This is a genomic window from Aeromonas sp. FDAARGOS 1415 (genome assembly GCF_019048365.1).
GTDB lineage: Bacteria > Pseudomonadota > Gammaproteobacteria > Enterobacterales > Aeromonadaceae > Aeromonas > Aeromonas taiwanensis.
On record NZ_CP077363.1, the window covers coordinates 1,578,178 to 1,604,067 of the forward strand.

The following is a 25,890-nucleotide window of genomic DNA, read 5'->3' on the forward strand; positions in this document are numbered from 1 at the left end:
GGTGTCGGAGTCGGGCAACCACCCAAGAGGAGGGCATCTCCCCCTGGGCGAGCGGATCAGTGGTGCTGGCTGCCACCATACCATTGGCAGAGGTAGGCGGGGATCAGCATCTGGGGGGCCTGGTCAACATGGCATACCACCAGCGGCATGGCGGGGGCACCCTGGGCGTGGACCAGGGCCGGGGCCAGGGGAAGGACCAGGGCGACGAACAGGAACAGTGGTTTGATCTTCATGGTTATCTCCTTGGTAAGGGAATTTGGTGTGATCCCGATCACTTTCTGAGTTAAGGCGAACCATGGACAGGTGCAAGGCGATGCAAAAAATTCAACTAATGAAAAAACTTTAAATCCCGCCTGTAATGAAGCTCGTGAGAGAAACGCCGTCAGGAAGCGCCCAAAATGCATATTCATATAAGCGAGATGGGGGTATGACGGGAGGGCGGGAGCGTTGCCGCGCGACCTGGCACAGATGCCATGATCTGGAACAAAAAACGGATTATTCAACCGAAATGGAGAAAGTGACTATTTATGTGGTGACTCTCAGGGGGATGAATGACGATAAATTCATGGATGGATATAAAAAATTCAAATACTAAAACAATATTTTTTATCTGATTGATTATAAAGATATTTTAAAATGGTGAATATCTCTTTATGGATAACTGAAATGAATGAAAACGCTATCTTGTTGGGATTTTTATGGGGATTTTTGCTTGTTTATGCCGTGTTTGCTCAATGGCAAATATCGTTTATGTACACTCCGTCATAAATTAACTCCTGAATTTATGCAGTCTCGGTTGAATGTGATCAATGTCCAAGTTTGGTGTGGCTGCCAGTCCTAATCTCTGCATCGAAAGGCAAGGGCAGGATAGAACACAAGCTGAATACCCTACATAAAGAATATCCCGCCTTAGCCACGAGCCAGAATAGAAGGAATCTATTCAATCACTCGCAGGGACCACTGCTAGACGGAATATAATCATGAGCAAATTTTATGTAGGTTCTGAAGTTGGCCAGTTGCGCCGCGTCATGTTGCACCGCCCCAACCTCAGTCTGAAGCGTCTGACTCCTTCCAACTGCCAGGATCTGCTGTTCGATGATGTCCTGTCCGTGGAACGCGCCGGTCAGGAGCACGACAAATTCGCTCAGGTACTGCGCGATCAGAATGTCGAAGTCTTCCTGCTGACCAATCTGCTGGCGGAAACCCTGGATGTGCCGGAAGCCAAAGCCTGGCTGCTGCAGCATCAGGTCTCCGACTATCGTCTCGGCACCGCGCTGGCCAACGACGTGCGCTGCTTCCTGGCGGACATGCCCCATCGCGAGCTGGCCCGCATTCTCTCCGGCGGCCTGACCTACTCCGAGATGCCCTACAGCGGTGTCAACATGGTGGTCGGCATGCACGCCCCGACCGATTTCATCATCGAGCCGCTGCCCAACCACCTCTTCACCCGCGACACCTCCTGCTGGGTCTATGGCGGCGTCTCCATCAACCCCATGGCCAAGGCCGCCCGTCGTCGCGAGACCAACCATGTGAAGGCCATCTACCGTTGGCACCCGCAGTTTGCCGGTCAGGACTTCATCAAGTACTTCGGTGACGAAGACCGCGACTACGACAACTCCACCATCGAAGGGGGTGACGTCCTGGTCATCGGCCGCGGCGCCGTGCTCATCGGCATGTCCGAGCGCACCACGCCGCAAGGGGTCGAGCACCTGGCTCGCAGCCTGTTCAAGCACGGCCAGGCCAAACAGGTCATCGCCATGGAGCTGCCGAAACACCGCAGTTGCATGCACCTGGATACCGTCATGACCCACATGGACATAGACACCTTCTCCGTCTATCCGGAAGTCATCCGCAAGGATGTGAACTGCTGGAGCCTGACCCCGGGCGGCGCCACCGGCATGAACATCAAGGAAGAGGGTTACTTCGTGACCGCCATCGAGAAGGCCCTGGGCGTGGATCAGCTCAAGCTCATCACCACCGGCGGTGACAGCTTCGAGGCCGAGCGCGAGCAGTGGAACGACGCCAACAACGTGCTGACCGTGCGCCCCGGCGTGGTGGTGGGTTACGAGCGCAATACCTACACCAACGAGAAGTACGACAAGGCCGGCATCACTGTGCTGCCCATCCCGGGTGAAGAGCTGGGACGTGGCCGCGGCGGCGCCCGCTGCATGAGCTGCCCGATGGAACGCGACGGCATCTGACAAGACGGCGTGGCGCCGGCAGAGGCTGGCGCCACACAGACCAAGACTCGAGAGTAACATTATGAAAAAACCAACTGTCGTCGTCGCCCTGGGGGGCAATGCCCTGCTCCGTCGTGGCGAGCCCCTTGAAGCGGACATTCAGCGCAAGAACATCGCCACCGCCGCCAAGACCATCGCCCGCATCGCCCAGGAGTACAACGTGGTACTGGTGCATGGCAACGGCCCGCAAGTAGGTCTGCTGGCCCTGCAGAACAGTGCCTACACCAAGGTATCCCCCTATCCCCTGGATGTGCTGGGTGCCGAGTCTCAGGGCATGATCGGCTACATGCTGATCCAGGAGCTGAAGAACCTGATGCCGAGCCGCAACGTCACCGCCCTGCTGACCCAGGTGCAGGTAGACCCGCAGGATCCGGCGTTCGCCAACCCGACCAAGTTTATCGGTCCCGTCTACGAAGAGGCGGAAGCCCGCGCCCTGGCCGCCGAGAAGCAGTGGTCGGTCAAGGCCGATGGCAAGTTCTTCCGCCGTGTGGTGCCGTCTCCGCTGCCCCAGCGCATCGTGGAAGGTGACGCCATCGAGACGCTGATCGCCCAAGGCCACCTCATCATCTGTACCGGTGGTGGCGGCATCCCGGTGACCTGGGATGGCCAGAGCCTGACCGGCATCGAAGCCGTCATCGACAAGGACATGTCTGCCGCCTACCTGGCCAAGCAGATCAAGGCCGACGCCCTGCTGATCCTGACCGATGCCGATGCCGTCTACCTGGACTGGGGCAAACCGACCCAGCGCCCGCTGCGGGTCACCAGCCCGGACGAGCTGGCCGGGGTCAAGTTCGATGCCGGCTCCATGGGGCCCAAGGTCGAAGCCTCCTGTGAATTTGTGAAAGCCACCGGCGGCATGGTGGGGATCGGTTCCCTGGAAGATGGTCTGGCCATCCTCAGAGGCGAAGCCGGCACCAATATCGTTGCCACCAACACCGTGAATGCCTGAGTAACCGAACAAGTTTTGCGTAGTCAACACTACTGCCCAAATTGGTCTGAACAAATATAGAGAGAACTCATCATGGCTTTTAATCTGCGTAACCGTAACTTCCTGAAACTGCTGGACTTCACCCCGCGCGAAATCCAATACATGATCGACCTGGCCATCGACCTGAAGAAGGCCAAGTACGGTGGCTATGAGCGCAAGCACCTGGTCGGCAAGAACATCGCCCTGATCTTCGAGAAGACCTCCACCCGCACCCGCTGTGCGTTCGAAGTGGCGGCCTTCGACCAGGGCGCCCAGGTCTCCTACCTCGGCCCGAGCGGTTCCCAGATCGGTCACAAGGAGTCCATGAAGGACACCGCCCGGGTGCTGGGCCGCATGTATGACGGCATCGAATACCGCGGCTACGGCCAGGAGATCGTGGAAGAGCTGGGTGCCTATGCCGGCGTGCCGGTCTGGAACGGTCTGACCAACGAGTTCCACCCCACCCAGATCCTGGCCGACTTCATGACCATGCTGGAGCACGGCAAGGGCAAGCGTCTGGATCAAATCAAGTTCGCCTACCTGGGTGATGCCCGCAACAACATGGGTAACTCCCTGATGGTCGGTGCCGCCAAGATGGGCATGGACATCCGCCTGATCGCACCGAAGGCCTTCTGGCCGGAAGAGGAGCTGGTTGCCCAGTGCCGCCAGATCGCCGAAGAGACAGGTGCGCGCATCCACCTGACCGAAGACGTGAAAGAGGGCGTGCTGGGTGCCGACTTCCTCTACACCGACGTCTGGGTCTCCATGGGTGAGGCGAAAGAGGCCTGGGATCAGCGCGTGAAACTGATGACCCCGTATCAGGTCAACATGGACGTCATCAACGCCACCAAGAACCCGGACGTGAAGTTCATGCACTGCCTGCCGGCCTTCCACAACGACGAGACCACCATGGGCAAGGAAGTGGCCGACAAATACGGCATGAAAGGCCTGGAAGTAACCGAGGACGTGTTCGAATCCGACCACTCCATCGTGTTCGACGAGGCCGAAAACCGGATGCACACCATCAAGGCAGTGATGGTTGCTACGCTGGGCGACTAAGGTCGCAGTAGTGGTGCCGGGGGGTGACCCCCGGCTTTTCGACCATGTGACAGCGGAACAACACCTCTAACCCTACGACCCGCAGCCTGCATGGATACCACACCCACAGAAGGAAGCTGGACCATGACCAAATTCAAGTTCCCGTCAGCCTACACGATACTGTTTGTGCTGATCGCCCTGGTGGCCGCCCTGAGCTGGATAGTGCCCGCCGGCAAATACGAGATGACCATGAACGAGGCCCTCGGCAAGGAAGTGCCGGTGGCCGGTACCTACAAGCTGGTGGATGCCAATCCCCAGGGCATCGTCGACGTGCTGCTGGCACCCATCGACGGCCTCTACAACCACGACACCTACGAGGCTGGCGCCATCGACGTCTCCCTCTTCATCCTGATCATCGGTGGCTTCCTCGGCATCGTGACCAAGACGGGGGCCATCGACGCCGGCATCGAGCGCGTCACCGACCGCCTGCGCGGCCGCGAGGAGTGGATGATCCCCATCCTGATGGCGCTGTTCGCCGCAGGGGGCACCATCTACGGCATGGCCGAAGAGTCCCTGCCGTTCTACACCCTGCTGGTGCCTGTGATGATGGCCGCCCGCTTTGACCCGGTCGTCGCCGCCGCCACCGTGCTGCTGGGGGCCGGCATCGGTACCCTGGGCTCCACCATCAACCCGTTCGCCACCGTGATCGCCGCCAATGCCGCCGGCATCTCCTTCACCGACGGCATCTGGCTGCGGGTGGCCATGCTGGTGGCCGGCTGGATCCTCTGTGTCGCCTACGTGATGCGTTACGCCAAGATGGTGCGCAACGATCCGAGCAAGTCCCTGGTGGCCGACAAGTGGGAAGAGAACCGCGCCCACTTCCTCGGCAACAAGAGTGACCAGATGCTGGAGTTCACCCTGACCCGCAAGATCGTGCTGGGCATCTTCGTCGCCGCCTTCGCCGTGATGATCTACGGGGTGGCTGTATTGGGCTGGTGGATGGCGCAGATCTCCGGCGTCTTCCTGGCTTCCGCCATCATCGTGGGCCTCATCTCCCGCATGAGCGAGGAGGAGTTGACCTCCAACTTCATCGACGGTGCCCGTGACCTGCTCGGCGTGGCCCTCATCATCGGTATCGCCCGCGGTATCGTGGTGGTGATGGACAACGGCATGATCACCCACACCATCTTGCACAGTGCGGAAGGCATAGTGACCGGCCTCTCCACCGTGGTGTTCATCAACGTGATGTTCGCGCTGGAAGTGGTGCTCTCCTTCCTGGTGCCGTCCTCCTCCGGCCTGGCCGTGCTGACCATGCCGATCATGGCGCCGCTGGCCGACTTCGCCAACGTGGGTCGCGAGCTGGTGGTCACCGCCTACCAGTCCGCCTCCGGCCTGGTGAACCTGGTGACCCCGACCTCCGCCGTGGTCATGGGCGGCCTGGCCATCGCCAAGGTGCCCTATGTGCGCTACCTGAAGTGGGTGGCCCCGCTGCTCGGCCTGCTGACCGTGCTGATCGTGGCCTGCCTTAGCCTGGGGGCCGTGCTGGCCTGACGCTGAGATCGACACCGCAAACGGGAGCCAGTGGCTCCCGTTTTTTTATGGTTGAGACCTGCTCCCCGGCAAACCACGGACAATAAAAAGGCGACCCCTGGGGTCGCCTTGCTGCATTCGGGGGAGGGACCTAGCGCGCCCGCTCCAGGGTGCGCACCACGGCGGCATGGGCCTGGCGGGTGCGGCTGATGTGGCGCGGAGCGATCAGCACCACGTCGTTGCCGGCCACGGCCCCCAGGATCTCCGGGTCGGCGTGGCGGTCCAGCAGGCGGGCGACCACGGTGGCTGCGCCCGGCGTGGTGTGCACCAGCACCATCTGCTGGTTGTGCACCACGGCGCGCACCATGTCGTGCACGGAGCGGGTGCTGCCGGCGGGCTCCAGCTGCTCCTCCACTAGCGTGTAGACCTTCTTGCCGTTGGCATTCTGGGCCTTGGCGACACCGAGGCGGCGCAGCAGGCGGGAGATGGTGGACTGGCTGATGTCGGCGAAACCGCGCACGGAGAGTTCGCGGCGGATCTCCTCCTGGGTGCTGTAGCAGTGCTGGCCGATGATCTGGCGGCAGGCATCGAGCTGAGCCTGGTCGGACTCTTGATCCAGGGGGCGGCTGAGGGTCTTGACCATGGCGACTTCCTTTGACGATGAGCGATGGCTATCTCGCCCAGTCTGTCATTTCGGTTTTTCATAGCAAAAAACACTGATGACGAGCCTTCCCGCAGGGGATGAGCGATGCCTAGCCGTTATGAGATGGCAAATTATAACCAAAGGGGGAAAAAGTGATGTGACAGGAGTCAAAAATGGGCCCGGAGGGGCCCACATGGATATTTTTGACGGGGTATCAGTAGCGCTCGCTGACGATGTCCTGGGTGAAGGATTTCTCGCAGTATTTGCACTTCATGCGCACCGCGCCCTTCACCTCGCGCACGCGGAAGTAGCTGTCCACCGGCTCGTTGTGGGAGATGCAGTTGGAGTTGGGGCAGTGGAACACCCCGGCGATGAACTCCGGCAGCGCCAGCTGGTGCTTCTTCACCACCACGAAGTCTTCGATGATGTTGACGGTGGCCTTGGGGGCGAACAGGGCCAGCTGGTTGGCCTGCTGTTCGGTCAGGCGGGTGTTCTCTATCTTGATGAGATCCTTCTTGCCCAGGGCGCCGGATTTCAGGTTGAAGCCGACGGTGATCCGCTCCTGGGTCTCGATCAGCTGGAACAGCTTGAGGATCTTGATGCCCTGGCCGGCGGGGACGTGGTCGATGACGGAGCCGTGACGGATGGCTTCGACTTGCAGTTGGTTCTTCTCGGACATGATGTTCCCCTTTCCCTTATACGGTTTCGTTCAGTACCAGTGCCAGCAGAGCCTGGCGCGCATAGACCCCGTTCTCTGCCTGCTGGAAGTAGTAGGCGTGAGGGGTCTTGTCGACGGCCACGTCGATCTCGTCGACCCGGGGCAGGGGGTGCAGGATCTTCATGGTGGGCTTGGCCCCTTCCAGGGTGGCCAGTTCCAGCACGAACTTGGCGGCCATGTGCTTGTACTCGGTCTCGTCGAAACGCTCTTTCTGGACGCGGGTCATGTAGAGGATGTCGAGCTCCGGCATCACCTCTTCCATGGTCTCGTGCACGCTGAACTGGATGCCCTTCTCTTCCAGCTCCTCGCACAGGTAGTCCGGCATGGCCAGCGCCTCCGGGGAGATGAAGAAGAAGCGGCAGTTGAACAGGCTTAGGGCCTGGGCCAGGGAGTGGACGGTGCGGCCATATTTCAGGTCGCCGACGAAGGCGACGTTCAGGCCGTCCAGGCGCCCTTGGGTCTCGTGGATGGAGAAGAGGTCGAGCAGGGTCTGGGTCGGATGCTGGTTGGAGCCGTCACCGCCGTTGATGACAGGTACCTGGGAGAACTCGGAGGCCAGGCGGGCGGCGCCCTCTTTCGGGTGACGCATCACCACCGCATCGGAGTAGGAGCCGATGATCTTGATGGAGTCGGCCAGGGTCTCGCCCTTCTTGGCGCTGGTGTTACCGCCGTCGGCGAAGCCGATGATGTTGCCGCCCAGGCGCTGGACCGCGGTCTCGAAGGAGAGGCGGGTACGGGTGGAGGCCTCGAAGAAGCAGCTGGCGACCAGCTTGTCTTTCAGCAGGCGGGTGTCGGGTTCGGCCTTCAACCGCTGAGCGGTGGCGACCACCAGTTCCATGTCAGACCGGGTCAGGTCCGAGATGGAGATGACGTGTTTGTTATAGAGTGGATTGGTCATCGTCTGCATTCCCTTTGACATCAATGAAGGTTTTTCCGGCACAAAAAAAAGCCCCTGAAACAGGGGCTTTTTTTAAAAACAATTGGGGATCTGTGGGTCGGGAACCGGAAACAACGGGGCCGCTCTGGTGCGCTCCACCCGTCTGCAAGGCTGTTTTTTTCATCAAAAACGGCATCGTCCTGTCCTGACCTTTTTTCAAACCGGACAGATTATAGAGTCGCATTTTGAATTGTCAAAAATTTATTTCAAAGGCAAGATTTGCACGGAAAAACGTTTAAGTGTTGCGAACGGGTCGGCAAACCCACACCTGGTGCTGCGCCTGCAGTGGCTCGCCATCCTGCGCCATGGCGCGCAGATAGCCGAGCCTGTGGTGCCCCTCCAGCAGGCAGTAGGGGTGGGGCAGGGGTTGCCCGTTCGGGTAGCTGTCCCCCGCCGTCGATGCCAGCACTATGACCGGTTCTGGCCAGCTCCCTTCGCTCAACATCTTCTCCCCGAGCCAGGAGCGGCGCACGTAACGGTTGTGGCGCAGCATCTCCCCCCAGCGGTCAATCACCTCCATATGGCGGGAGTCTATCTCGCCCACAATGCGGGCGGTGGACCAGCTTTCACATTCGAAGCCGTGGTTGGCGAGGTCGATAAAGCTCCAGTTGGATTCAAAACCGCGCCAATGGCGGTAAATCCACTGGGTGAGCACGTTCTCGGGGATGAAGGGGACCAGGGGCGAGACCCGGGCGAGATAGTCGGTCAGGGACTCGGTTTGGCGCTCGTCCCTGAAGTTGAGCGGCGCAAGTTGTTGCAGCAATCGGTAATTGAGCATGGGCGGCCTCCCTCTACCTGAGTTCACCCTACCCCCATTTGTGTCCCATTCCTACCCTGTTGAGGCTGCAAATACAGCGGCTTATCCCCATTTCTTGCTGGAAGTGCGACGATTTGCTCGTCATTTGTTCGATCGCATCAAAAGTGAGAAAAAAAGCCTTTACCTTTGATCCCGGCTTTGTATAATTCGCCTCGTTTGTTGCAGGGGCGTAGTTCCAATTGGTAGAACAGCGGTCTCCAAAACCGATGGTTGCGGGTTCGAGTCCTGCCGCCCCTGCCATTTTTCAGAGAGGCCAGCTCATTGAGCTGGCCTTTCGCATTTCTGCTCTCCCGATATACTCCCGTGTACCCTCTTGCGTCGCCACCTCCTGCTGCTCGCCCCCTGTCCTGACTAGGCGTCTGTCGCTCACGGTGATGGCATCCTGCCTGGCGTTCTCTTCTCTACTTGCTCTCCATGGCGGGTCCTCATCCGGCGGTGATCTGGCAATTCGAATGAACTTCGCCATTCTCATAGCCTGAGCGAATGGGGTCGATACCCGGAACAAAATTCTCCCTGTCACCCTGTCTGGTGATAATCGGGGGCCAGCCCATGGTGGCAGACCCGTATCAAGGAGATCCCATGTCCCCCCGCTTTACCGAATGGACCCAGCCCCTGCACCTAGGGGAGGTCCGGCTCGACATTTCCGCCATCGGCCGCGACGGTCGGCGCGCCCCCGTCGTCTTCCTGCACGGCTTTGGCTCCACCAAGGAGGATTACGCCGATGTGGTTCATCACCCGGACTTCGATGACCGCCCCTTCCTGGCCTGGGATGCCCCCGGCTGCGGTGCCTCGACCATAGATAATCCGGCGCGCATCGACCTGCCCCTGCTGGTGGCGACGGCGGCGGCGATGATCGACAGCCGGGGCTGGGGGCAATACCACCTGGTGGGGCACTCCATGGGCGGGCTGACGGCCCTGCTGCTGGCGCACCTGAGGCCGGAGCGAGTGTTGAGCTTCACCAGCATAGAGGGCAACCTGGCGCCGGAGGATTGCTTCCTGAGCCGTCAGGTGCACGAGCACCCGGCGCAGGAGGACGAGGTCTTCTTTGCCGCCTTTATCGAGCGGACCCGCCACGGGCGCGATCTGGCGAGCACCCTCTATGCGGCCTCCCTGCGCCACAAGGTGCGCGCCGGGGCGGTGCGCCCCATCTTTCGCTCCATGGTGGCCTGCTCGGACGAGGGAGCGCTGCTCGACAAGTTCCTGGGGCTGCCCTGCCCGGTTCACTTCATGTATGGCGAGCAGAATGCCCACCTCTCCTACCTCGATACGCTGGCGCGGGAGGGCTTTCGTCTGACCTCCATCCCCCAGTGCGGCCACTTCCCCATGTACTCCAACCCCGTGCTGATGTGGTGGGCGCTGGCCGAATTCTTCGAGGAGAGTGAGCGCCGCCTCGACCGCTAGGCGGCGTTTTATCCCGGGAGCTAGGCCGGCTCCCGGGACCATGGCGCGAACGGTCTAGCTCCGCAGCAGCAGGATGGCGAGCAGCAGAAAGGCGAGGGCGCTGATGCGGTTGAACAGGCGCCCACCCCCTCCTTGCAGCCAGCGCCGCGCCTTGCGGGCCGAGAGGATGTAACCGCCGTGCACCATCATCATGAGCAGGCAGAAGCTGGAGACCAGTAGCAGAAACTGCGGCAGGTAGGCGCGCTGCGGATCGATGAACTGAGGCAGTATGGAGAGAAAGAAGATCAGCGCGTTGGGGTTCGAGAATTGCAGCATGACCCCTTCCAGAAAGAGGTGGCGGTGCGCCGCCGGGGGCGCGTCTCCCGGCAGGGCGGGGACGGAGCGCCACAGCTTGATGCCGAGCCAGAGGAGATAGAGGCTGCCCCCATAGCGCACCAGCTCGAAGGTAGTGGGAGAGGCGGCGATGAGCACCCCCAGGCTGGTTGCCGACAGGGTGGCGACCGCGAGCACGCCGAAGGTGAGGCCGGCCATGCCCACCAGAGCCGGGCCCGGCCCGTGGTTGAGGGCGTTGGTGAGGGACTTGAGGGTGCTGGGGCCTGGGCTCAGTATGGTCAGGGCCGCCAGGGCGAGAAACATCAGGTAGAGGTGCACGGGGACTCCAGTAGAGTTGACGGGGACGGCGTATTGTTCGGTGCGCTGCCCTATACGTAAAATCCAAAGAAAGTAACGAGACGATTCGTAGAGGCTATGGAACATGATCAATTTCCGACTCGTCAGGCACCTCTGGCTGTTCCTGGCTGTGGCCGAGGAGCGGCACTTCGGGCGGGCCGCCCGCCGCCTCGGCATGACCCAGCCGCCCCTGACCGAGCAGATCAAGGTGCTGGAGCACGCCCTGAGGGTGAAGCTGTTCGATCGCACCCCCAAGGGAGTGCAGCTTACGCCGGCGGGGCAGGCGATCCTGCCGGCGGTGCGGCGGCTGGCGGATCACCTGGAGCTCCTGGAGCTGACGGTGCGGGAGGCGGCGGCGGGCCAGGTGGGGGTGCTGACCATAGGGGCCATCACCTCCGCCATGCTGGACGAGCTGCCCAGGGTGATCGAGCGCCTCAAGCTGAGCCACCCAGGGGTCACCGTCTCGGTGCGGGAGATAGACAGTGCCGACGCCATTCCGGCGCTGGAGAGCGGCGAGCTGGATCTGGCGCTGGTGCGGCTGGCCGAGCAGCAGGAGGGGAGCATCCGGGTGCACCCCCTCAAGCAGGATCGGCTGGCCGTGGCGCTGCCGGCCACCCATCCGCTGGCGTGTGAGTCGGTCGTGCCCCTGGCCGCTCTGGCGGAAACCCCCTTCGTGCTGTTCCCCCGCGCCCTCAACCCGACCTACTTCGACACCCTGATGGCCTGCTGTCACGGGGCCGGGTTCGCCCCCAGGGTGCTGCACGAGGCGCGCACCGTGGCCTCCCAGGTGGCCTTCGTCGGCTGTGGTCAGGGGGTGGCGCTGGTGCCGGAGACGCTGCACAAGAGCGCCCCCGCCAACGTGGTCATCCTGCCGCTAGCGGGGGAGGTGCAGGTGGTGACCACGGCGCTGGCCTGGCATCGGGAGCGGCCTCCCGCCCTGCTCGATCTGCTGCTGACCGAGCTGGCGGGGCTCCCTTCTGAGCCGATCTCTTCGTGAATACGCCGCGATAAATCCAAAACTCAGTAGAGGCTGCCGGTCAGGTGACGTTTTACTGCGGGTTATGCTGTGCCGGGTTCACGACGCCACCGCCGAGCTCAGGTCGCTGACCGAGCGGCTGGAGCGGGAGATTGAGCGCTTCCGGCGCCAGAGACGAGCCGGCAGGCAGGGTAGCGACACAAGACGACCTCGGGTCGCCTTGTGTCATGCTGCGGGCCTGATCTGAGAGCCCGCCGTGAAGGGGTTGCCGGGATCGCCCATCGCGAACCCGTGGCGGGGCCCTAGCGCTGGCTGACCCGGATCAGTGCGTTCGTGTCGAACCCCAGAGCGCGGGCCCGGGTGATCAGGGCCTGGACTCCGGCGTCGGGGGGCTCTGGGGTGCGCGACAGGAGCCAGAGGTACTGCAGGTTGTAGCTGCTCACCAGGGCGAGCTCGTAGTCGGTGGCGAGCACGTTGTAGCTGCCGTAGAAGGGGCCGAAGAAGCTTACCTTGAGGCGCCCCTCGTCCTTTGCCCCCAGGAAGTAGGCGCGCCCCTCGGCCTCGCGCCAGCTGCCGTCGGGCTCCTGACCCCGGTTGATCACCCTGACCCCGCCGTCATCCCGCAGGCTGTAGGTGGCGGTGACCCGGTTCAACCCGCGCTCGAAGCCGTGGTCGAGGCGGGCTATCTCGTACCAGGTGCCGAGGTAGCGGTCGAGGTAAAACGGCCTGACCACCTGGTGCCCCTGGGGAATGCCGGTGCAGGCGCTGACCAGCAGGGCCAGCATCCCCAAAACCAATGCTCGCATCTATCCCTCCACGATACGAAGTTGTCCCTCGCGAAAACGCGCCGCGTGCTCGCTCGGAGTGTTGCCGAAGAAGCGCTTGTACTCGCGACTGAACTGGGAGCCGCTCTCGTAGCCGACCCGCCCGGCTGCCACCCCGGCCTTGAGGCCGTCGTGCAGCATCATCATGCGCGCCCGGTGCAGGCGCAGGGTCTTGATGTACTGCAGGGGCGAGGTGGCGGTGGCCGACTTGAAGTGGTGGTGGAAGGCCGACACGCTCATGTTGGCCTCCCCCGCCAGCTCCTCCACCGTCAGGTTCTCGGTAAAGCGCTGCTCCATGATACGCAGCACCCGGGCTATCTGGCTCACCTGGCTGTGGCGGCTGGCCATGGCGAGCAGGGCAGGCCCGCCGCCGTCGTGCAGGGCGTGGAACAGGATCTCGCGCACTATCTGGGGGCCCAGCACCCGGGCGTGCAGGGGCTTGTCCATCACGTCGATGAGGCGCTCCACGGCGCACAGCATGAGCTCGGAGAGGGGCACCGACACCACGCCGCGGCCCGGTTCGGCCGGGGCGGGGGCCGCATCCCCCATCTCCAGCAGCAGGGCCTGCAGGGCCGCCACGTCGATCTCCAGCGACAGGCCGACCAAGGGGGCCTCGGGGGAGGCGAAGCACTCGCACTCGCAGGGCAGCGGCAGGGTCATCATCAGGTAGTGATCGGGGTCGTAGCGGAAGGTGAAGTCCGAGAGGTAACCCACCTTGTGCCCCTGAAGGATGATGATCATGCGCGGGCGGTAGAGCACCGGGATGCGGTCGTGGTGCTCCGTGGTGTAGATGAGATGCACACCGGGCACCGGGGCCGGCGTGATGCCCTGGCGCGGCGCCAGGGCGGCGAGCCGGGCGGCCAGGGTGGACTGGTGTGTCGTCGCAGGGGGCTGAATTGTGCTCATTTCTCCAGGCTCAGTAGGAATAGGCAAAAAATTGGCAGAATGTTCCCTTGATGGTAAGCCTCGACAGGAGAAAAATGCAACTCATCCCATAGCGACCATTCCTACCCGAGGAGATCCCATGAACAACTTCATCCTGCACACCCCGACCAAGGTGCTGTTCGGCAAGGGCCAGGTGGCCCAGCTCCGTGACCAGATCCCCGGCGATGCCCGCGTGCTCATCACCTATGGCGGCGGCAGCGTGGTGCGCAGCGGCCTGCTGGCCCAGATCCGCAGCGAGCTGGCCGGCATGACCCTGTTCGAGTTCGGCGGCATCGAGCCCAACCCCGCCTACGAGACCCTGATGGGGGCCGTCGAGCTGGCCCGTGCCGAGAAGGTCGACTTCCTGCTGGCGGTCGGCGGCGGCTCCGTGCTGGACGGCACCAAGTTCATCGCCGCGGCGGCCCACTACGATCCGGCCCGGGATCCCTGGCACATCCTCGAGACTGTCGGGGGCGAGGTGGGTTCCGCCATCCCGCTCGGTACAGTATTGACCCTGCCGGCCACCGGCTCCGAGATGAACATGGGGGCGGTCATCACCCGCAAGAGCACGGGTGACAAGCAGCACTTCTTCTCCCCCTTCGTGATGCCGCGCTTCGCCGTGCTGGATCCCGTGCTCACCTACACCCTGCCGGCGCGCCAGGTGGCGAACGGTGTGGTGGATGCCTTCATCCACACCCTGGAGCAGTACCTCACCTACCCGGTGAACGCCAAGGTGCAGGATCGCTTCGCCGAGGGTCTGCTGCTGACTCTGGCCGAAGAGGGTCCCAAGGCGCTGGTGGAGCCGGAGAACTACGACGTGCGCGCCAACATCATGTGGAGCGCCACCCTGGCGTTGAACGGCCTGATCGGGGCCGGCGTGCCCCAGGACTGGGCCACCCACATGCTGGGCCACGAGCTGACCGCCCTGCACGGCCTGGACCACGCCCAGACCCTGGCGGTGGTACTGCCCGCCCTGCTGCAGGCCAAGCGTGAACAGAAGCATGCCAAACTGCTGCAATACGCCGAGCGGGTCTGGGATCTGCGCAGCGGCAGCGAGGAGGAGCGCATCGACGGGGCCATCGCCGCCACCCGCGACTTCTTCGAGCGCATGGGGGTCAAGACCCGGCTGCGTGACTACGGCATGGCGGACGCCGGCATCGACACCCTGCTGGCCAAGCTCGAGGAGCACGGCATGACCAGCCTGGGTGAGCACGGCGACATCGACCTGGCACAGAGCCGGCATATTTATGAGGCGGCCTGGTAAGAGGCGAGCAATGGATCCCGGTTCTGGCCGGGGTTGAACGAGGGGGCCGACACCTGCCAGATGGCGGGGGATCGGCCCCCTGATCGTTACAAAATGGTTATTTTTTCCGATTTCGTTTCATCTGGTGAGCCAGGGGCAGATTTCATAAGAACAAAAAACGCTAAGGTAGAGGCTGGACAAAACATTTTTTTTGACTGGTTGGATCACTTTTTTTGGCGCTTTTTGCTGATATAAGCCACTAATTTAGTTTGTTTTTTTTAATCATGGGCCGGGATGGGCTGAATTCTGTACCCGCTCGCTCGGGGCCGTGGTTGTAATAAAACTCCAAAATTTGATACTAATCACCCTCGCGCCTGAAAAGCGGGGGCCTGACCGTGACAGGAGGTCGAGGTGAAGCCTGCTGATTTTCATAACAAAGGGCCCGTGACCTGCACTTTGATCATGCCTTGTCCCCTCAGACATGAGAGACTGGGCAATGATTGTTTATTAACCATCAGGGAATAGTCATGCAGATTGGAATACCGAGAGAGAGTCTCGCCGGTGAAACCCGGGTCGCAGCGACCCCGGCTACCGTCGAGCAGCTGAAAAAGCTCGGCTTCGAGGTTGCCATCGAGGCCGGTGCCGGCCTGCGAGCCAGCTTCGATGATGCCGCCTTCGAGGCTGCCGGTGCCAGCGTGGTGCCGAATGTCTGGCAAGCCGACCTTATTTTCAAGGTCAATGCGCCGACCGATGCCGAAATCGCACAAATTAAAGATGGCGCCACTCTGGTGAGCTTCATCTGGCCTGCCCAGAACCCCGAGCTGGTCAAGAAGCTTTCCGAGCGCAACATCAATGTGATGGCGATGGACATGGTACCGCGGATCTCCCGTGCCCAGTCCCTCGATGCCCTCTCTTCCATGGCCAACATCGGTGGCTATCGCGCCGTGGTCGAAGCCGCGCACCAGTTCGGTCGCTTCTTCACCGGGCAGATCACCGCCGCCGGTAAAGTACCGCCCGCCAAGGTGCTGGTCATCGGTGCCGGCGTGGCCGGTCTGGCCGCCATCGGGACTGCCGGTTCCCTCGGTGCCATCGTGCGTGCGTTCGACACCCGTCTGGAAGTGGCCGAGCAGATCGAGTCCATGGGTGGGGAATTCCTCAAGCTGGACTTCGGTGGCGAGGATGGTTCCTCCTCCGATGGTTACGCCAAGGTGATGAGCGAAGAGTTCATCAAGGCCGAGATGGAGCTGTTCGCCCAGCAGGCGAAGGAAGTGGACATCATCATCACCACCGCCCTGATCCCGGGCAAGCCGGCTCCGAAGCTGATCACCAAAGAGATGGTGGACAGCATGAAGCCGGGCTCCGTCATCGTGGACATGGCGGCCCAGGCCGGCGGCAACTGCGAATACACTGTGCCGGGTGAACTGCATGTCACCGACAGCGGCGTCAAGGTGATCGGCTACACCGATCTGCCGGGTCGTCTGCCTGCCCAATCCTCCCAGCTCTACGGGACCAACCTGGTCAACCTGATGAAGCTGATGTGCAAGGAGAAGGACGGCAACGTCGCCATCGACTTCGAAGACGTGGTGCAGCGCAACATGACCGTGGTCCAGGCCGGTGAAGTGACCTTCCCGCCCCCCGCGATCTCCGTCTCTGCCGCGCCGCAGAAACCGGCTGCCGCCAAAGTGGCCGCCAAGAAGGAAGAGGCCAAGCCCTCCAACAAGAAGTTCGTGTTCGGTGCCCTCGGCATCGCCGCCTTCGGTTGGGTCGCTGCCGTGGCGCCTGCCGCCTTCCTGTCCCACTTCACCGTCTTCATCCTGGCCTGTGTGGTCGGTTACTACGTGGTGTGGAATGTCTCTCACGCCCTGCACACGCCGCTGATGTCGGTCACCAATGCCATCTCCGGCATTATCGTGGTCGGTGCCCTGCTGCAGATCGGGCAAGGGTCGACCCTGGTCACCGTTCTGGCCTTCGTGGCCGTGCTGATTGCCAGTATCAACATCTTCGGTGGCTTCACCGTCACCCAGCGCATGCTGAAGATGTTCCGTAAGGATTAAGGGGGTTTAACGTGTCTCAAGGACTGGTAACAGCATCCTATATCGTTGCCGCCGTGCTCTTCATCCTCAGTCTCGCGGGACTGTCGAAGCAAGAAACGGCCAAGCATGGCAACCTGTTCGGTATCGCGGGCATGGCCATCGCCCTGCTCGCCACCGTCTTCAACCCGGAAACCAGTGGTGTGCACTGGATCATCCTGGCCATGGTCATCGGCGGCGCCATCGGCGTACGTCTGGCACTCAAGGTCGAGATGACCGAAATGCCCGAGCTGGTGGCCGTGCTGCACAGCTTCGTGGGCATGGCGGCGGTGCTGGTGGGCTTCAACAGCTTCATCGATCTGCACCCGTCAGCGCCGGCTGAAGTCGTCGTCTCCGTCGGTTCCAACCTGGATGCGACCCTGGCAGCCGCCCGGGCGGCGTTCGAGCAGGCGGCCAGCGTCGCCCAGGTCGAGCACCTCTCCGGCGCCATGCTGAACATCCACCTGGTGGAAGTGTTCCTGGGCGTCTTCATCGGTGCCGTGACCTTCACCGGTTCCGTGGTGGCGTTCGGCAAGCTGCGTGGCCTCATCTCTTCCAAGCCGCTGATGCTGCCGCACCGCCACAAGCTGAACCTGCTGGCCGTGGTCGTGTCCCTGGCGCTGATGATCCACTTCGTCAACGCGGGTGGCTCCACCTTCGCCCTGCTGGTGATGACCCTGATCGCCTTCGCCTTCGGCTGGCACCTGGTGGCCTCCATCGGCGGCGCCGACATGCCGGTCGTGGTCTCCATGCTGAACTCCTACTCCGGTTGGGCGGCGGCGGCGGCGGGCTTCATGCTCTCCAACGACCTGCTGATCGTGACCGGTGCCCTGGTGGGTTCCTCCGGTGCCATCCTGTCCTACATCATGTGCAAGGCGATGAACCGCTCCTTCATCTCCGTGATCGCCGGTGGCTTCGGCTCCGACGGCGTGGCCTCCACCGCCGAGCAGGAGCTGGGCGAATACCGCGAGACCAACGCCGAAGACGTGGCGGACATGCTGAAGAACGCTCACTCCGTCATCATCACCCCGGGCTATGGCATGGCGGTGGCGCAGGCTCAGTACCCGGTGGCCGAGATCACCCAGAAGCTGCGTGACCGCGGCGTCAAGGTGCGCTTCGGTATTCACCCGGTTGCCGGTCGTCTGCCTGGCCACATGAACGTGCTGCTGGCGGAAGCCAAGGTTCCCTACGATATCGTGCTGGAAATGGACGAGATCAACGAGGACTTCGGCGACACCGACGTGGTGCTGGTGATCGGTGCGAACGACACCGTGAACCCGGCCGCCATGGAAGATCCGGGCAGCCCCATTGCCGGCATGCCGGTGCTGGAAGTGTGGAAGGCGCAGAACGTCATCGGCTTCAAGCGCTCCATGAACACTGGCTACGCCGGTGTGCAGAACCCGCTGTTCTTCAAGGACAACACCCAGATGCTGTTTGGCGATGCCAAGGCCAGCGTCGAGGCCATCCTGAAGGCGCTCTAAGCGTCGCTGGGATGAAACAAAGAGGAGGCTTCGGCCTCCTTTTTTTATTGTCTGTGTTTACCGGAGCCAAGGCATTGATGACAAAGAGGTTCGGTTGACATGACAAGGCGTGCGCGTCGGCGCGGCTCAGCAATCCGGTGACCTTGCCCCAGAGGGAAGGCATAATGGCGGCAAAAGGCGGGGAGGTTCAATTTTAGTTGATGCCCACCCCGTTAGAATCAAATCAAGTTGCATGAACCGGGTGCCCGGCGGGCTACCCCGAGGCCTGACCCGACACCGTGAAGAGATGCCCGCGGCACAGTGAACCAGAGAAACCACAGATGAAAGCACAATGGACCGACTTTATTACCCTGCTCAAGCGTGAAGTGGTGCCGGCCCTGGGCTGTACCGAACCCATGTCGGTGGCGCTGGCGGCGGCCAACTGCCGCAAGCTGCTGGGACAGGCGCCGACCCGCACCAGCGTCTGGGTCAGCGGCAATCTGTTCAAGAACGGTATGGGGGTCGGGGTGCCCGGCACCGGCATGATAGGCCTGCCGGTAGCGGCGGCCGTCGGCATCACCGGGGGCAACCCGGATGCCGGGCTGGAGGTGCTCAAGGGACTCACCGCCGAGCAGGTCGAGGCAGCCAGGGCACTGCTGCCGACCATCACGGTGGACGTGAAGGACGTGCCTGATGTCCTCTACGCCGAGGTGCTGGCGGAGGTGGAGGGCCACAGTGCCCGGGTGGTGATCTGCACTGATCACACCCGCATCGTGCTGATGGAGAAGGATGGCGAGGTGTTGATGGCGCAGGACAGCGCCCCGGGTGTGCAGATCCAGCCCGCGAAGTCCGACAAGCCCGCCATGTCCCTGCGGGAGATCGTCGACTTCGCATTGCAGGCGCCGCTCGCCGAGATCGACTTCATCCGCGAGGCGGCCACCATGAACCAGGCCCTGGCGGATGAAGGGCTGCAGGGCTATGGCCTGCGTATCGGCAAGATCCTGACCGAACAGGTGGAGCGCAAGCTGCTCTCGGACGATCTGATGACCCTGGCCATGCGCTTGTCGTCTGCCGCCTCCGATGCGCGGATGGACGGTGCCATGCTGCCCGCCATGTCCAACTCGGGGTCGGGCAATCAGGGCATTGCTGCCACCATGCCGGTGGTCGCCGCCGCCCGCTTCCTCAAGGCCGATGACGAGCAGCTGGCCCGGGCGCTGGTGATGAGCCACCTGGTGGCCATCTACATCAAGGCTTACCAGAACAAGCTATCTGCCCTGTGCGCCGCCAGCACCGCCGCCATGGGATCGGGCGCCGCCATCACCTGGCTGCTGGGCGGTCAGTTCGAGCAGATCAGCCACTGCATCAACAACATGATTGGTGACGTCTCGGGCATCATCTGCGATGGTGCGGGGAGTGCCTGCTCTATGAAGGTCTCTACCTCCACCTCGGCGGCGGTGAAATCCTCCCTCATGGCCATCAACAACCTGCGGGTGCCCCAGAGCGAGGGGATCGTCTCGGACGACGTGGATCAGACCATCGCGAACCTGGGGCGTCTCTCCAAACAGGGGATGCTGGACACCGACATCGAGATCATCAACATCATGCGGGCCAAGCAGCAGGGGAAGCACCAATAACCTCGGGGTGCCACCGTCGGACATAAAAAAACCGGAGCCAGTGGCTCCGGTTTTTCATTGTCCATCCGCTATTCAGCCGCGGCCGAGGCGATTGTCCGGGTAGTTCTTGGCCAGCACTTCGCGAGCGTGGCGGGCCAGGGTCGGCATCTTCAGCGTGTCATAGGCGTTGACCATGATCTCCAGCGCCTTCTCGGTCTCGGCGGTGTCGGGGTAGGTCTCGACGACCAGCTTGGCACGGTTGGCGGCGGCGATCAGGGCATCACGCTTGACGTAATACTCGGCCACGTTCAGATCGTAGCGAGCCAGACGGTTCTTCAGACCGATCATGCGGGCACGGGCATCGGCGGCGTACTGGCTGTTTGGATAGTTCTGCAGCAGGGTCTTGAAGTCCTGGAAGGCCTGACGGGCGTAGGAGGGGTCCTTGTCATCCCGATCGATGCCCAGGAAGTCCTGGAAGAAGTTGTAGTCCGCTGCCATGTTGGTCAGACCGCGCATATAGAAGACGTAATCGATGTTCTTGTGCGCCGGGTTCAGACGGATAAAGCGGTCGATGTTGGCAATCGCCTGGGCGGTGTCGTCCTGCTTGTAGTAGGCGTAGATGAGATCGAGCTGCACCTGGCTGGAATAGGCACCAAACGGATAACGGGAGTCCAGCGCCTCCAGCAATTCGATGGCGTTCAGGTAGTTACCGGTATCCAGTTTGAGGCGGGCCTTCTGGTACAGAACTTCCGGCGGTTCATCGGGAACCTTGGGTTTGGTGCTGGAACAGCCTGTGATCAGGGTGGCAACCAAGGCGAGCGACATCAGCAGGTGAGACTTCTTTCCCATCAACAACATCCGGTCCATTTCCACGAAATTGGCAAAGTATCCGTTATGCTTGGCTAAAAGAAAAGCTAGAATACCCGGATTATTTCGAATTGATACCCCCGCTCAAGAGACCATACATGAGCCAGCATATTGAACTGACAGGCGAATTTCAGGATCACCAATTCGGGCAGCGACTCGACCAGGCCCTGGCCGAATTGTTTCCCGACTACTCCCGGACCCGCATCAAGGAGTGGATTTTACAGGACAGAGTGACCCTGGACGGTCAGGTTGCCAATACCCCGCGCGAGAAAGTGGTGGCCGGGCAGCAGGTACATGTGAATGTCGAACTGGAAGACGATACCCGTTGGGATGCCCAGAACATCGAGCTGAACATCGTCTATGAAGATGAACACATCCTGGTGATCGACAAGCCGGCCGGCCTGGTGGTTCACCCGGGCGCCGGCACCCCGGACGGCACCGTGCTCAACGCCCTGCTGCACCGCTACCCCGGCATCGCCGAGGTGCCCCGTGCCGGCATCGTGCACCGTCTGGATAAAGACACCACCGGCCTGATGGTGGTCGCCAAGACCATTCCGGCCCAGACCCACCTGGTGGAGGCGCTGCAGGCGCGCCAGATCACCCGTGAGTACGAAGCCATCGCCATCGGTCACATGACTGCCGGCGGCACCGTCGATGCCCCCATCGGCCGCCACCCGACCCAGCGTACCCACATGGCTGTGGTGCCCAATGGCCGCGAGTCCGTCACCCACTACCGGGTGCACGAGAAGTTCCGTGGTCACACCCGTCTGCGGTTGCGTCTGGAAACCGGTCGTACCCACCAGATCCGTGTCCACATGGCTCACATCAAGCATCCCCTGGTGGGGGACCCGGCCTACGGTGGCCGCCTGCGCCTGCTGCGCAACGCCACCCCGGAGTTGACCCAGGCCCTGCGCAACTTTCACCGCCAGGCGCTGCACGCGACCATGCTGAAGCTGGCCCACCCCATCACGGGTGAAGTGATGGAGTGGCACTCCCCCACGCCCCAGGACATGGTGGAGCTGATGGAAGTGCTGCGGGCCGACACCCTGGCCAATCCGGACGATTTAGTCTGGAATTGATGAGCTGATGGAAGTGCTGCACACCAAGATCACCCTGGCCAATCCGGACGATCTGGTCTGGAACTGATTTCGTCGGACCTGCGTCGATTCCTGCCGTAAGCGGGTCTGGATGACGCATCAAGCGGGGCTCCTTCTCTAGGAGCCCCGTTTTCATATTCGTGAAGTGAAGGAGTCGCAGATGAACTGGATCCAACCCGACTGGCCCGCACCGGGCAATGTCAGGGCCCTGTCGACCACCCGGGACGGGGGCGTGAGCGAGGGGGTCTTCGTCGGCCTCAATCTGGGGGCCCACGTGGGGGACGAGCCCGCGCGCGTCGAGGCCAACCGCGCCCGGCTGCAGCAGGAAGCCGCGATCCCTGGCCCCCTCAACTGGCTCAACCAGGTGCATGGCATCGCCGTGCATCCGGTCAGCGAGCGGTATGAGCGTGCGCCGGATGCGGATGCCGCCTGCGCCCATGAGGCGGGGCTGGCCTGTATCGTGATGACCGCCGACTGCCTGCCGGTGCTGTTCTGCGATCGCGCCGGTACCCGGGTAGCCGCCGCCCACGCCGGCTGGCGCGGGCTGCATGCCGGTGTGCTGGAGGAGAGCATCAATGCCATGGGCTGCGAGCCGGCCGAGATCCTGGCCTGGCTCGGCCCCGCCATCGGCCCCACGGCGTTCGAGGTGGGTGGCGAGGTGCGCGACGCCTTTCTGGCGGAGCAGGCCGAGGCGGTGGCGGCCTTCGAACCCTCCGCCAACGAGGGCAAGTGGCTGGCGGATATCTACCAGCTGGCCCGGCTGCGCCTCGCCCGCGCCGGCGTCACCGCCATCTATGGCGGCGAATGCTGCACCTTCAGCGACAGCGAGCAGTTCTACTCCTATCGCCGCGATGGCCAGACCGGCCGTATGGCCTCGATTATCTGGCTGGAAGAGTAATGGGCTGGGGGACCTCCCCTGTAAAGCGCAGTTCTACTGCCCATGCTCGCCGCGATGGCCAGACCGGCCGCATGGCCTCGATTATCTGGCTGGAAGAGTAATGGGCTGGGGGACCTCCCCTGCAAAGCGCAGTTCTACTGCCCATGCTCGTCGCGATAGTCAGACTGGCCGCATGGCCTCGATCGTCTGGCTTGCCGAGTGAGCCTCTCAGGCCCCTCCTCACGAGGGGCCTGATGTCTTTAGCTCTAGTATTGAAGAAAAAATAACCATATCAGCCCCTTGAAATAGTCCGTACGGGCCTCATCTTTCATCTCAGAAAGTTATGTCGTTGCCGCGCAAGCGGCGTCTGTTTGAAGGGGGAGTGCAATGCGCCTCGATCGCCTGACCAGCAAATTCCAGATTGCTATTTCCGATGCCCAGTCTCTGGCACTGGGTCGTGACCATCAATTCATCGAACCCGTCCACCTGATGTCTGCCCTGATCAACCAGGATGGCGGCTCCATTCGTCCATTGCTGACCCTGACCGGGATGGACATCAATGCCCTGCGCTCTCGCCTTGGCGAGGAGCTCGACCACCTGCCCCGCGTCAGCGGCGTGGAGGGGGATGTCCAGCTCTCCAATGGTCTCGGCCGGTTGCTCAACGTCTGTGACAAGCTGGCCCAGCAGCGCAAGGATCAGTTCATCTCGTCCGAACTCTTCGTGCTGGCGGCCCTGGACGAGAAGGGGACCCTGGGCGAGCTGCTGCGTACCCAGGGGCTGACCAAGGAGAAACTGGAAGCCGCCATCGACAAGGTGCGCGGCGGCAAGAAGGTGGACGACGCCAACGCCGAGGAGAACCGCCAGGCGCTGGAGAAATACACCATCGATCTGACCGAGCGGGCCGAGATCGGCAAGCTCGACCCGGTGATCGGCCGCGATGACGAAATTCGCCGTACCATCCAGGTGCTGCAGCGCCGCACCAAGAACAACCCCGTGCTGATCGGTGCCCCCGGCGTCGGCAAGACCGCCATCGTCGAGGGGCTGGCCCAGCGCATCGTCAACGGCGAGGTGCCGGAAGGGCTTAAGAACAAGCGGGTCCTGTCCCTGGACATGGGGGCCCTGGTGGCCGGTGCCAAGTACCGCGGTGAGTTCGAGGAACGGCTCAAGGCCGTGCTGAACGATCTCGCCAAGGAGGAGGGCAACGTTATCCTCTTCATCGACGAGCTGCACACCATGGTCGGCGCCGGCAAGGGCGAGGGGGCCATGGACGCGGGCAACATGCTGAAACCTGCGCTGGCTCGCGGCGAGCTGCACTGCGTCGGGGCTACCACGCTCGATGAATATCGCCAGTTCATCGAGAAGGATGCCGCCCTGGAGCGCCGCTTCCAGAAGGTGCTGGTGGAAGAGCCGAGCGTGGAAGACACCATCGCCATCCTGCGCGGCCTGAAAGAGCGTTACGAGCTGCACCACCACGTGCAGATCACCGATCCTGCCATCGTCGCGGCAGCCCAGCTGTCCCACCGCTATATCGCGGATCGCCAGCTGCCGGACAAGGCCATTGACCTCATCGACGAGGCCGCGGCCAGCATTCGGCTGCAGATCGACTCCAAGCCGGAGTCTCTTGATCGCCTCGAGCGGCGCATCATCCAGCTGAAACTCGAACAGCAGGCGCTGATGAAGGAGGACGACGACGCCAGCCGCAAGCGGCTGGAGCTCATCAATCAGGAGATCGGCGAAAAGGATAGGGAATACAACGAGCTGGAAGAGGTGTGGAAGGCCGAGAAGGCCGCCCTCGCCGGCACCCAGCACATCAAGGCGGCGCTGGAGCAGGCCCGTCAGGATCTGGACGTGGCACGTCGCGCCGGGGATCTCGGCCGCATGTCCGAGCTGCAGTACGGCCGCATCCCCGAGCTGGAGAAACAGCTCGATCTCGCCACCCAGGCGGAGATGCAGGAGACCAGCCTGCTGCGCAACCGGGTCACCGATGTGGAGATCGCGGATGTGCTGGCGCGCTGGACCGGCATTCCGGTGGCGCGGATGCTGGAAGGGGAGCGGGAGAAGCTGCTGCGGATGGAAGATCAGCTGCACAGCCGGGTAATCGGCCAGGAGGAGGCGGTGGACGCCGTCTCCAACGCCATCCGCCGCTCCCGCGCCGGGCTGTCCGACCCGAACCGTCCCATCGGCTCCTTCCTGTTCCTCGGTCCCACCGGGGTGGGCAAGACCGAGCTGTGCAAGGCGCTGGCCGAGTTCCTGTTCGACACCCAGGATGCCATGGTGCGGATCGACATGTCCGAGTTCATGGAGAAACACAGCGTGGCCCGTCTGGTGGGGGCGCCTCCCGGATACGTGGGGTACGAGGAGGGGGGTTATCTCACCGAGGCGGTACGCCGTCGCCCCTACTCGGTGATCCTGCTGGACGAGGTGGAGAAGGCTCACCCGGATGTATTCAACATCCTGCTGCAGGTGCTGGATGACGGCCGCCTGACCGACGGTCAGGGTCGCACCGTGGACTTCCGCAATAGCGTGGTGATCATGACCTCCAACCTCGGGTCGGATCTCATCCAGGAGCACCACAGCGCGAAGGACTACGACGAGATGAAGGCCATGCTGATGGAAGTGCTGACTCGCAGCTTCCGTCCCGAGTTCATCAACCGGATCGACGAGACAGTGGTGTTCCACCCGCTCGGCGAGGAGCACATCAAGTCCATCGCCCGCATCCAGCTCAAGAGCCTGATGGGCCGACTGGAGGCCCAGGGCTTCGAGGTGGAGGTGACCGAGGAGCTGCTGACCAAGCTGGTCCACGCCGGGTTCGACCCCGTCTACGGGGCCCGCCCCCTCAAGCGGGCGATCCAGCACAAGGTGGAGAACCCGCTGGCCCAGGCGCTGCTCTCCGGCCGCATCGTTCCGGGCAAGAAGCTGGTGCTCGGGGCCGACAGCAACGGCCTGACCATGAGCCAGTGACCTCTCCTTTGTCCGTGTT

General features: G+C 62.4%; 23 protein-coding genes and 1 tRNA gene. 14 read left to right on the top strand and 10 right to left on the bottom strand.

Annotated features, from left to right (window positions below; translation table 11 throughout):
* Positions 1-56: 56 nt before the first annotated feature.
* A complete protein-coding gene (locus tag I6L45_RS07495) occupies positions 57-233 on the bottom strand; it encodes a hypothetical protein (RefSeq protein WP_134694276.1) in 177 nt (58 codons plus the stop codon).
* A 747-nt stretch (positions 234-980) separates the two neighbouring features.
* Here I6L45_RS07495 and arcA point away from each other — a divergent pair.
* The 4 genes from arcA to I6L45_RS07515 all read left to right on the top strand — a co-directional run bounded on the left by arcA (position 981) and on the right by I6L45_RS07515 (position 5,796).
* Positions 981-2,201, top strand: a complete 1,221-nt coding sequence (arcA, locus tag I6L45_RS07500) for an arginine deiminase (protein ID WP_043764021.1) — start codon at positions 981-983, stop codon at positions 2,199-2,201.
* 61 nt (positions 2,202-2,262) lie between these two features.
* Positions 2,263-3,189: a carbamate kinase gene (locus tag I6L45_RS07505; RefSeq protein WP_216983854.1), complete on the top strand. Its 927-nt coding sequence runs from the start codon at positions 2,263-2,265 to the stop codon at positions 3,187-3,189.
* Between the two features lie 72 nt (positions 3,190-3,261).
* Positions 3,262-4,266: an ornithine carbamoyltransferase gene (gene argF / locus I6L45_RS07510; protein ID WP_216983855.1), complete on the top strand. Its 1,005-nt coding sequence runs from the start codon at positions 3,262-3,264 to the stop codon at positions 4,264-4,266.
* Between the two features lie 123 nt (positions 4,267-4,389).
* Positions 4,390-5,796: a YfcC family protein gene (locus I6L45_RS07515; protein WP_216983856.1), complete on the top strand. Its 1,407-nt coding sequence runs from the start codon at positions 4,390-4,392 to the stop codon at positions 5,794-5,796.
* Positions 5,797-5,926: 130 nt separating this feature from the next.
* Here the strand turns inward: I6L45_RS07515 and I6L45_RS07520 are convergent, their stop codons facing one another.
* From I6L45_RS07520 to I6L45_RS07540, 5 genes are all read right to left on the bottom strand, one after another.
* Positions 5,927-6,418 carry an arginine repressor gene (locus tag I6L45_RS07520; protein WP_043764017.1) on the bottom strand — a complete coding sequence of 164 codons (492 nt, stop codon included), beginning with the start codon at positions 6,416-6,418 and terminating at the stop codon, positions 5,927-5,929.
* Between the two features lie 214 nt (positions 6,419-6,632).
* On the bottom strand, positions 6,633-7,097 hold the full coding sequence (pyrI, locus tag I6L45_RS07525) for an aspartate carbamoyltransferase regulatory subunit (protein ID WP_043764016.1): 465 nt from the start codon (positions 7,095-7,097) through the stop codon (positions 6,633-6,635).
* A gap of 16 nt (positions 7,098-7,113) precedes the next feature.
* Positions 7,114-8,034, bottom strand: a complete 921-nt coding sequence (pyrB, locus tag I6L45_RS07530; RefSeq protein ID WP_216983857.1) for an aspartate carbamoyltransferase — start codon at positions 8,032-8,034, stop codon at positions 7,114-7,116.
* Positions 8,015-8,209, bottom strand: a complete 195-nt coding sequence (locus I6L45_RS07535; protein ID WP_216983858.1) for a hypothetical protein — start codon at positions 8,207-8,209, stop codon at positions 8,015-8,017. Before I6L45_RS07535 ends, pyrB begins: the two co-directional genes overlap by 20 nt.
* A gap of 99 nt (positions 8,210-8,308) precedes the next feature.
* Positions 8,309-8,851 carry a hypothetical protein gene (locus I6L45_RS07540; protein WP_216983859.1) on the bottom strand — a complete coding sequence of 181 codons (543 nt, stop codon included), beginning with the start codon at positions 8,849-8,851 and terminating at the stop codon, positions 8,309-8,311.
* A gap of 202 nt (positions 8,852-9,053) precedes the next feature.
* Between I6L45_RS07540 and I6L45_RS07545 the strand changes: the two genes are divergently transcribed.
* Both I6L45_RS07545 and I6L45_RS07550 read left to right on the top strand, forming a co-directional pair.
* Positions 9,054-9,130: transfer RNA gene (locus tag I6L45_RS07545), tRNA-Trp, on the top strand.
* A 339-nt stretch (positions 9,131-9,469) separates the two neighbouring features.
* Complete coding sequence (locus I6L45_RS07550) at positions 9,470-10,291, top strand: alpha/beta hydrolase (RefSeq protein WP_216983860.1); 822 nt, start codon at positions 9,470-9,472, stop codon at positions 10,289-10,291.
* 54 nt (positions 10,292-10,345) lie between these two features.
* Here the strand turns inward: I6L45_RS07550 and I6L45_RS07555 are convergent, their stop codons facing one another.
* A complete protein-coding gene (locus I6L45_RS07555; RefSeq protein ID WP_052365704.1) occupies positions 10,346-10,942 on the bottom strand; it encodes a LysE family translocator in 597 nt (198 codons plus the stop codon).
* Between the two features lie 103 nt (positions 10,943-11,045).
* Between I6L45_RS07555 and I6L45_RS07560 the strand changes: the two genes are divergently transcribed.
* Positions 11,046-11,957, top strand: a complete 912-nt coding sequence (locus I6L45_RS07560; protein WP_216983861.1) for a LysR family transcriptional regulator — start codon at positions 11,046-11,048, stop codon at positions 11,955-11,957.
* Positions 11,958-12,238: 281 nt separating this feature from the next.
* Here the strand turns inward: I6L45_RS07560 and I6L45_RS07565 are convergent, their stop codons facing one another.
* Both I6L45_RS07565 and I6L45_RS07570 read right to left on the bottom strand, forming a co-directional pair.
* Entirely contained in the window at positions 12,239-12,742 is a 504-nt protein-coding gene (locus I6L45_RS07565) for a lipocalin family protein (RefSeq protein WP_216983862.1), read from the bottom strand.
* The gene (locus I6L45_RS07570) at positions 12,743-13,666 is read right to left on the bottom strand and encodes an AraC family transcriptional regulator (protein WP_134694283.1); all 924 of its coding nucleotides are present in this window, start codon (positions 13,664-13,666) and stop codon (positions 12,743-12,745) included.
* A gap of 118 nt (positions 13,667-13,784) precedes the next feature.
* On the opposite strand from I6L45_RS07570, the gene yqhD reads away from it, so the two are divergent.
* The 4 genes from yqhD to I6L45_RS07590 all read left to right on the top strand — a co-directional run bounded on the left by yqhD (position 13,785) and on the right by I6L45_RS07590 (position 20,090).
* Positions 13,785-14,948: an alcohol dehydrogenase gene (gene yqhD, locus I6L45_RS07575; RefSeq protein WP_216983863.1), complete on the top strand. Its 1,164-nt coding sequence runs from the start codon at positions 13,785-13,787 to the stop codon at positions 14,946-14,948.
* A gap of 506 nt (positions 14,949-15,454) precedes the next feature.
* Complete coding sequence (gene pntA, locus I6L45_RS07580) at positions 15,455-16,981, top strand: Re/Si-specific NAD(P)(+) transhydrogenase subunit alpha (RefSeq protein ID WP_216983864.1); 1,527 nt, start codon at positions 15,455-15,457, stop codon at positions 16,979-16,981.
* An 11-nt stretch (positions 16,982-16,992) separates the two neighbouring features.
* A complete protein-coding gene (gene pntB / locus I6L45_RS07585; protein ID WP_043764007.1) occupies positions 16,993-18,477 on the top strand; it encodes a Re/Si-specific NAD(P)(+) transhydrogenase subunit beta in 1,485 nt (494 codons plus the stop codon).
* 320 nt (positions 18,478-18,797) lie between these two features.
* The gene (locus I6L45_RS07590; protein WP_216983865.1) at positions 18,798-20,090 is read left to right on the top strand and encodes a serine dehydratase subunit alpha family protein; all 1,293 of its coding nucleotides are present in this window, start codon (positions 18,798-18,800) and stop codon (positions 20,088-20,090) included.
* Positions 20,091-20,162: 72 nt separating this feature from the next.
* On the opposite strand, the gene I6L45_RS07595 is transcribed toward I6L45_RS07590, so the two are convergent.
* Positions 20,163-20,918, bottom strand: coding sequence for an outer membrane protein assembly factor BamD (locus I6L45_RS07595; RefSeq protein WP_043764005.1), 756 nt, complete (start codon positions 20,916-20,918; stop codon positions 20,163-20,165).
* A 116-nt stretch (positions 20,919-21,034) separates the two neighbouring features.
* On the opposite strand from I6L45_RS07595, the gene rluD reads away from it, so the two are divergent.
* From rluD to clpB, 3 genes are all read left to right on the top strand, one after another.
* Positions 21,035-22,015 carry a 23S rRNA pseudouridine(1911/1915/1917) synthase RluD gene (gene rluD / locus I6L45_RS07600; RefSeq protein ID WP_134694287.1) on the top strand — a complete coding sequence of 327 codons (981 nt, stop codon included), beginning with the start codon at positions 21,035-21,037 and terminating at the stop codon, positions 22,013-22,015.
* A gap of 178 nt (positions 22,016-22,193) precedes the next feature.
* Positions 22,194-22,931: a peptidoglycan editing factor PgeF gene (gene pgeF, locus I6L45_RS07605; RefSeq protein WP_216983866.1), complete on the top strand. Its 738-nt coding sequence runs from the start codon at positions 22,194-22,196 to the stop codon at positions 22,929-22,931.
* A 366-nt stretch (positions 22,932-23,297) separates the two neighbouring features.
* Positions 23,298-25,871 (top strand): ATP-dependent chaperone ClpB, encoded by a 2,574-nt coding sequence (clpB, locus tag I6L45_RS07610; protein WP_216983867.1) that lies wholly within the window; start codon positions 23,298-23,300, stop codon positions 25,869-25,871.
* Positions 25,872-25,890 lie beyond the last annotated feature (19 nt).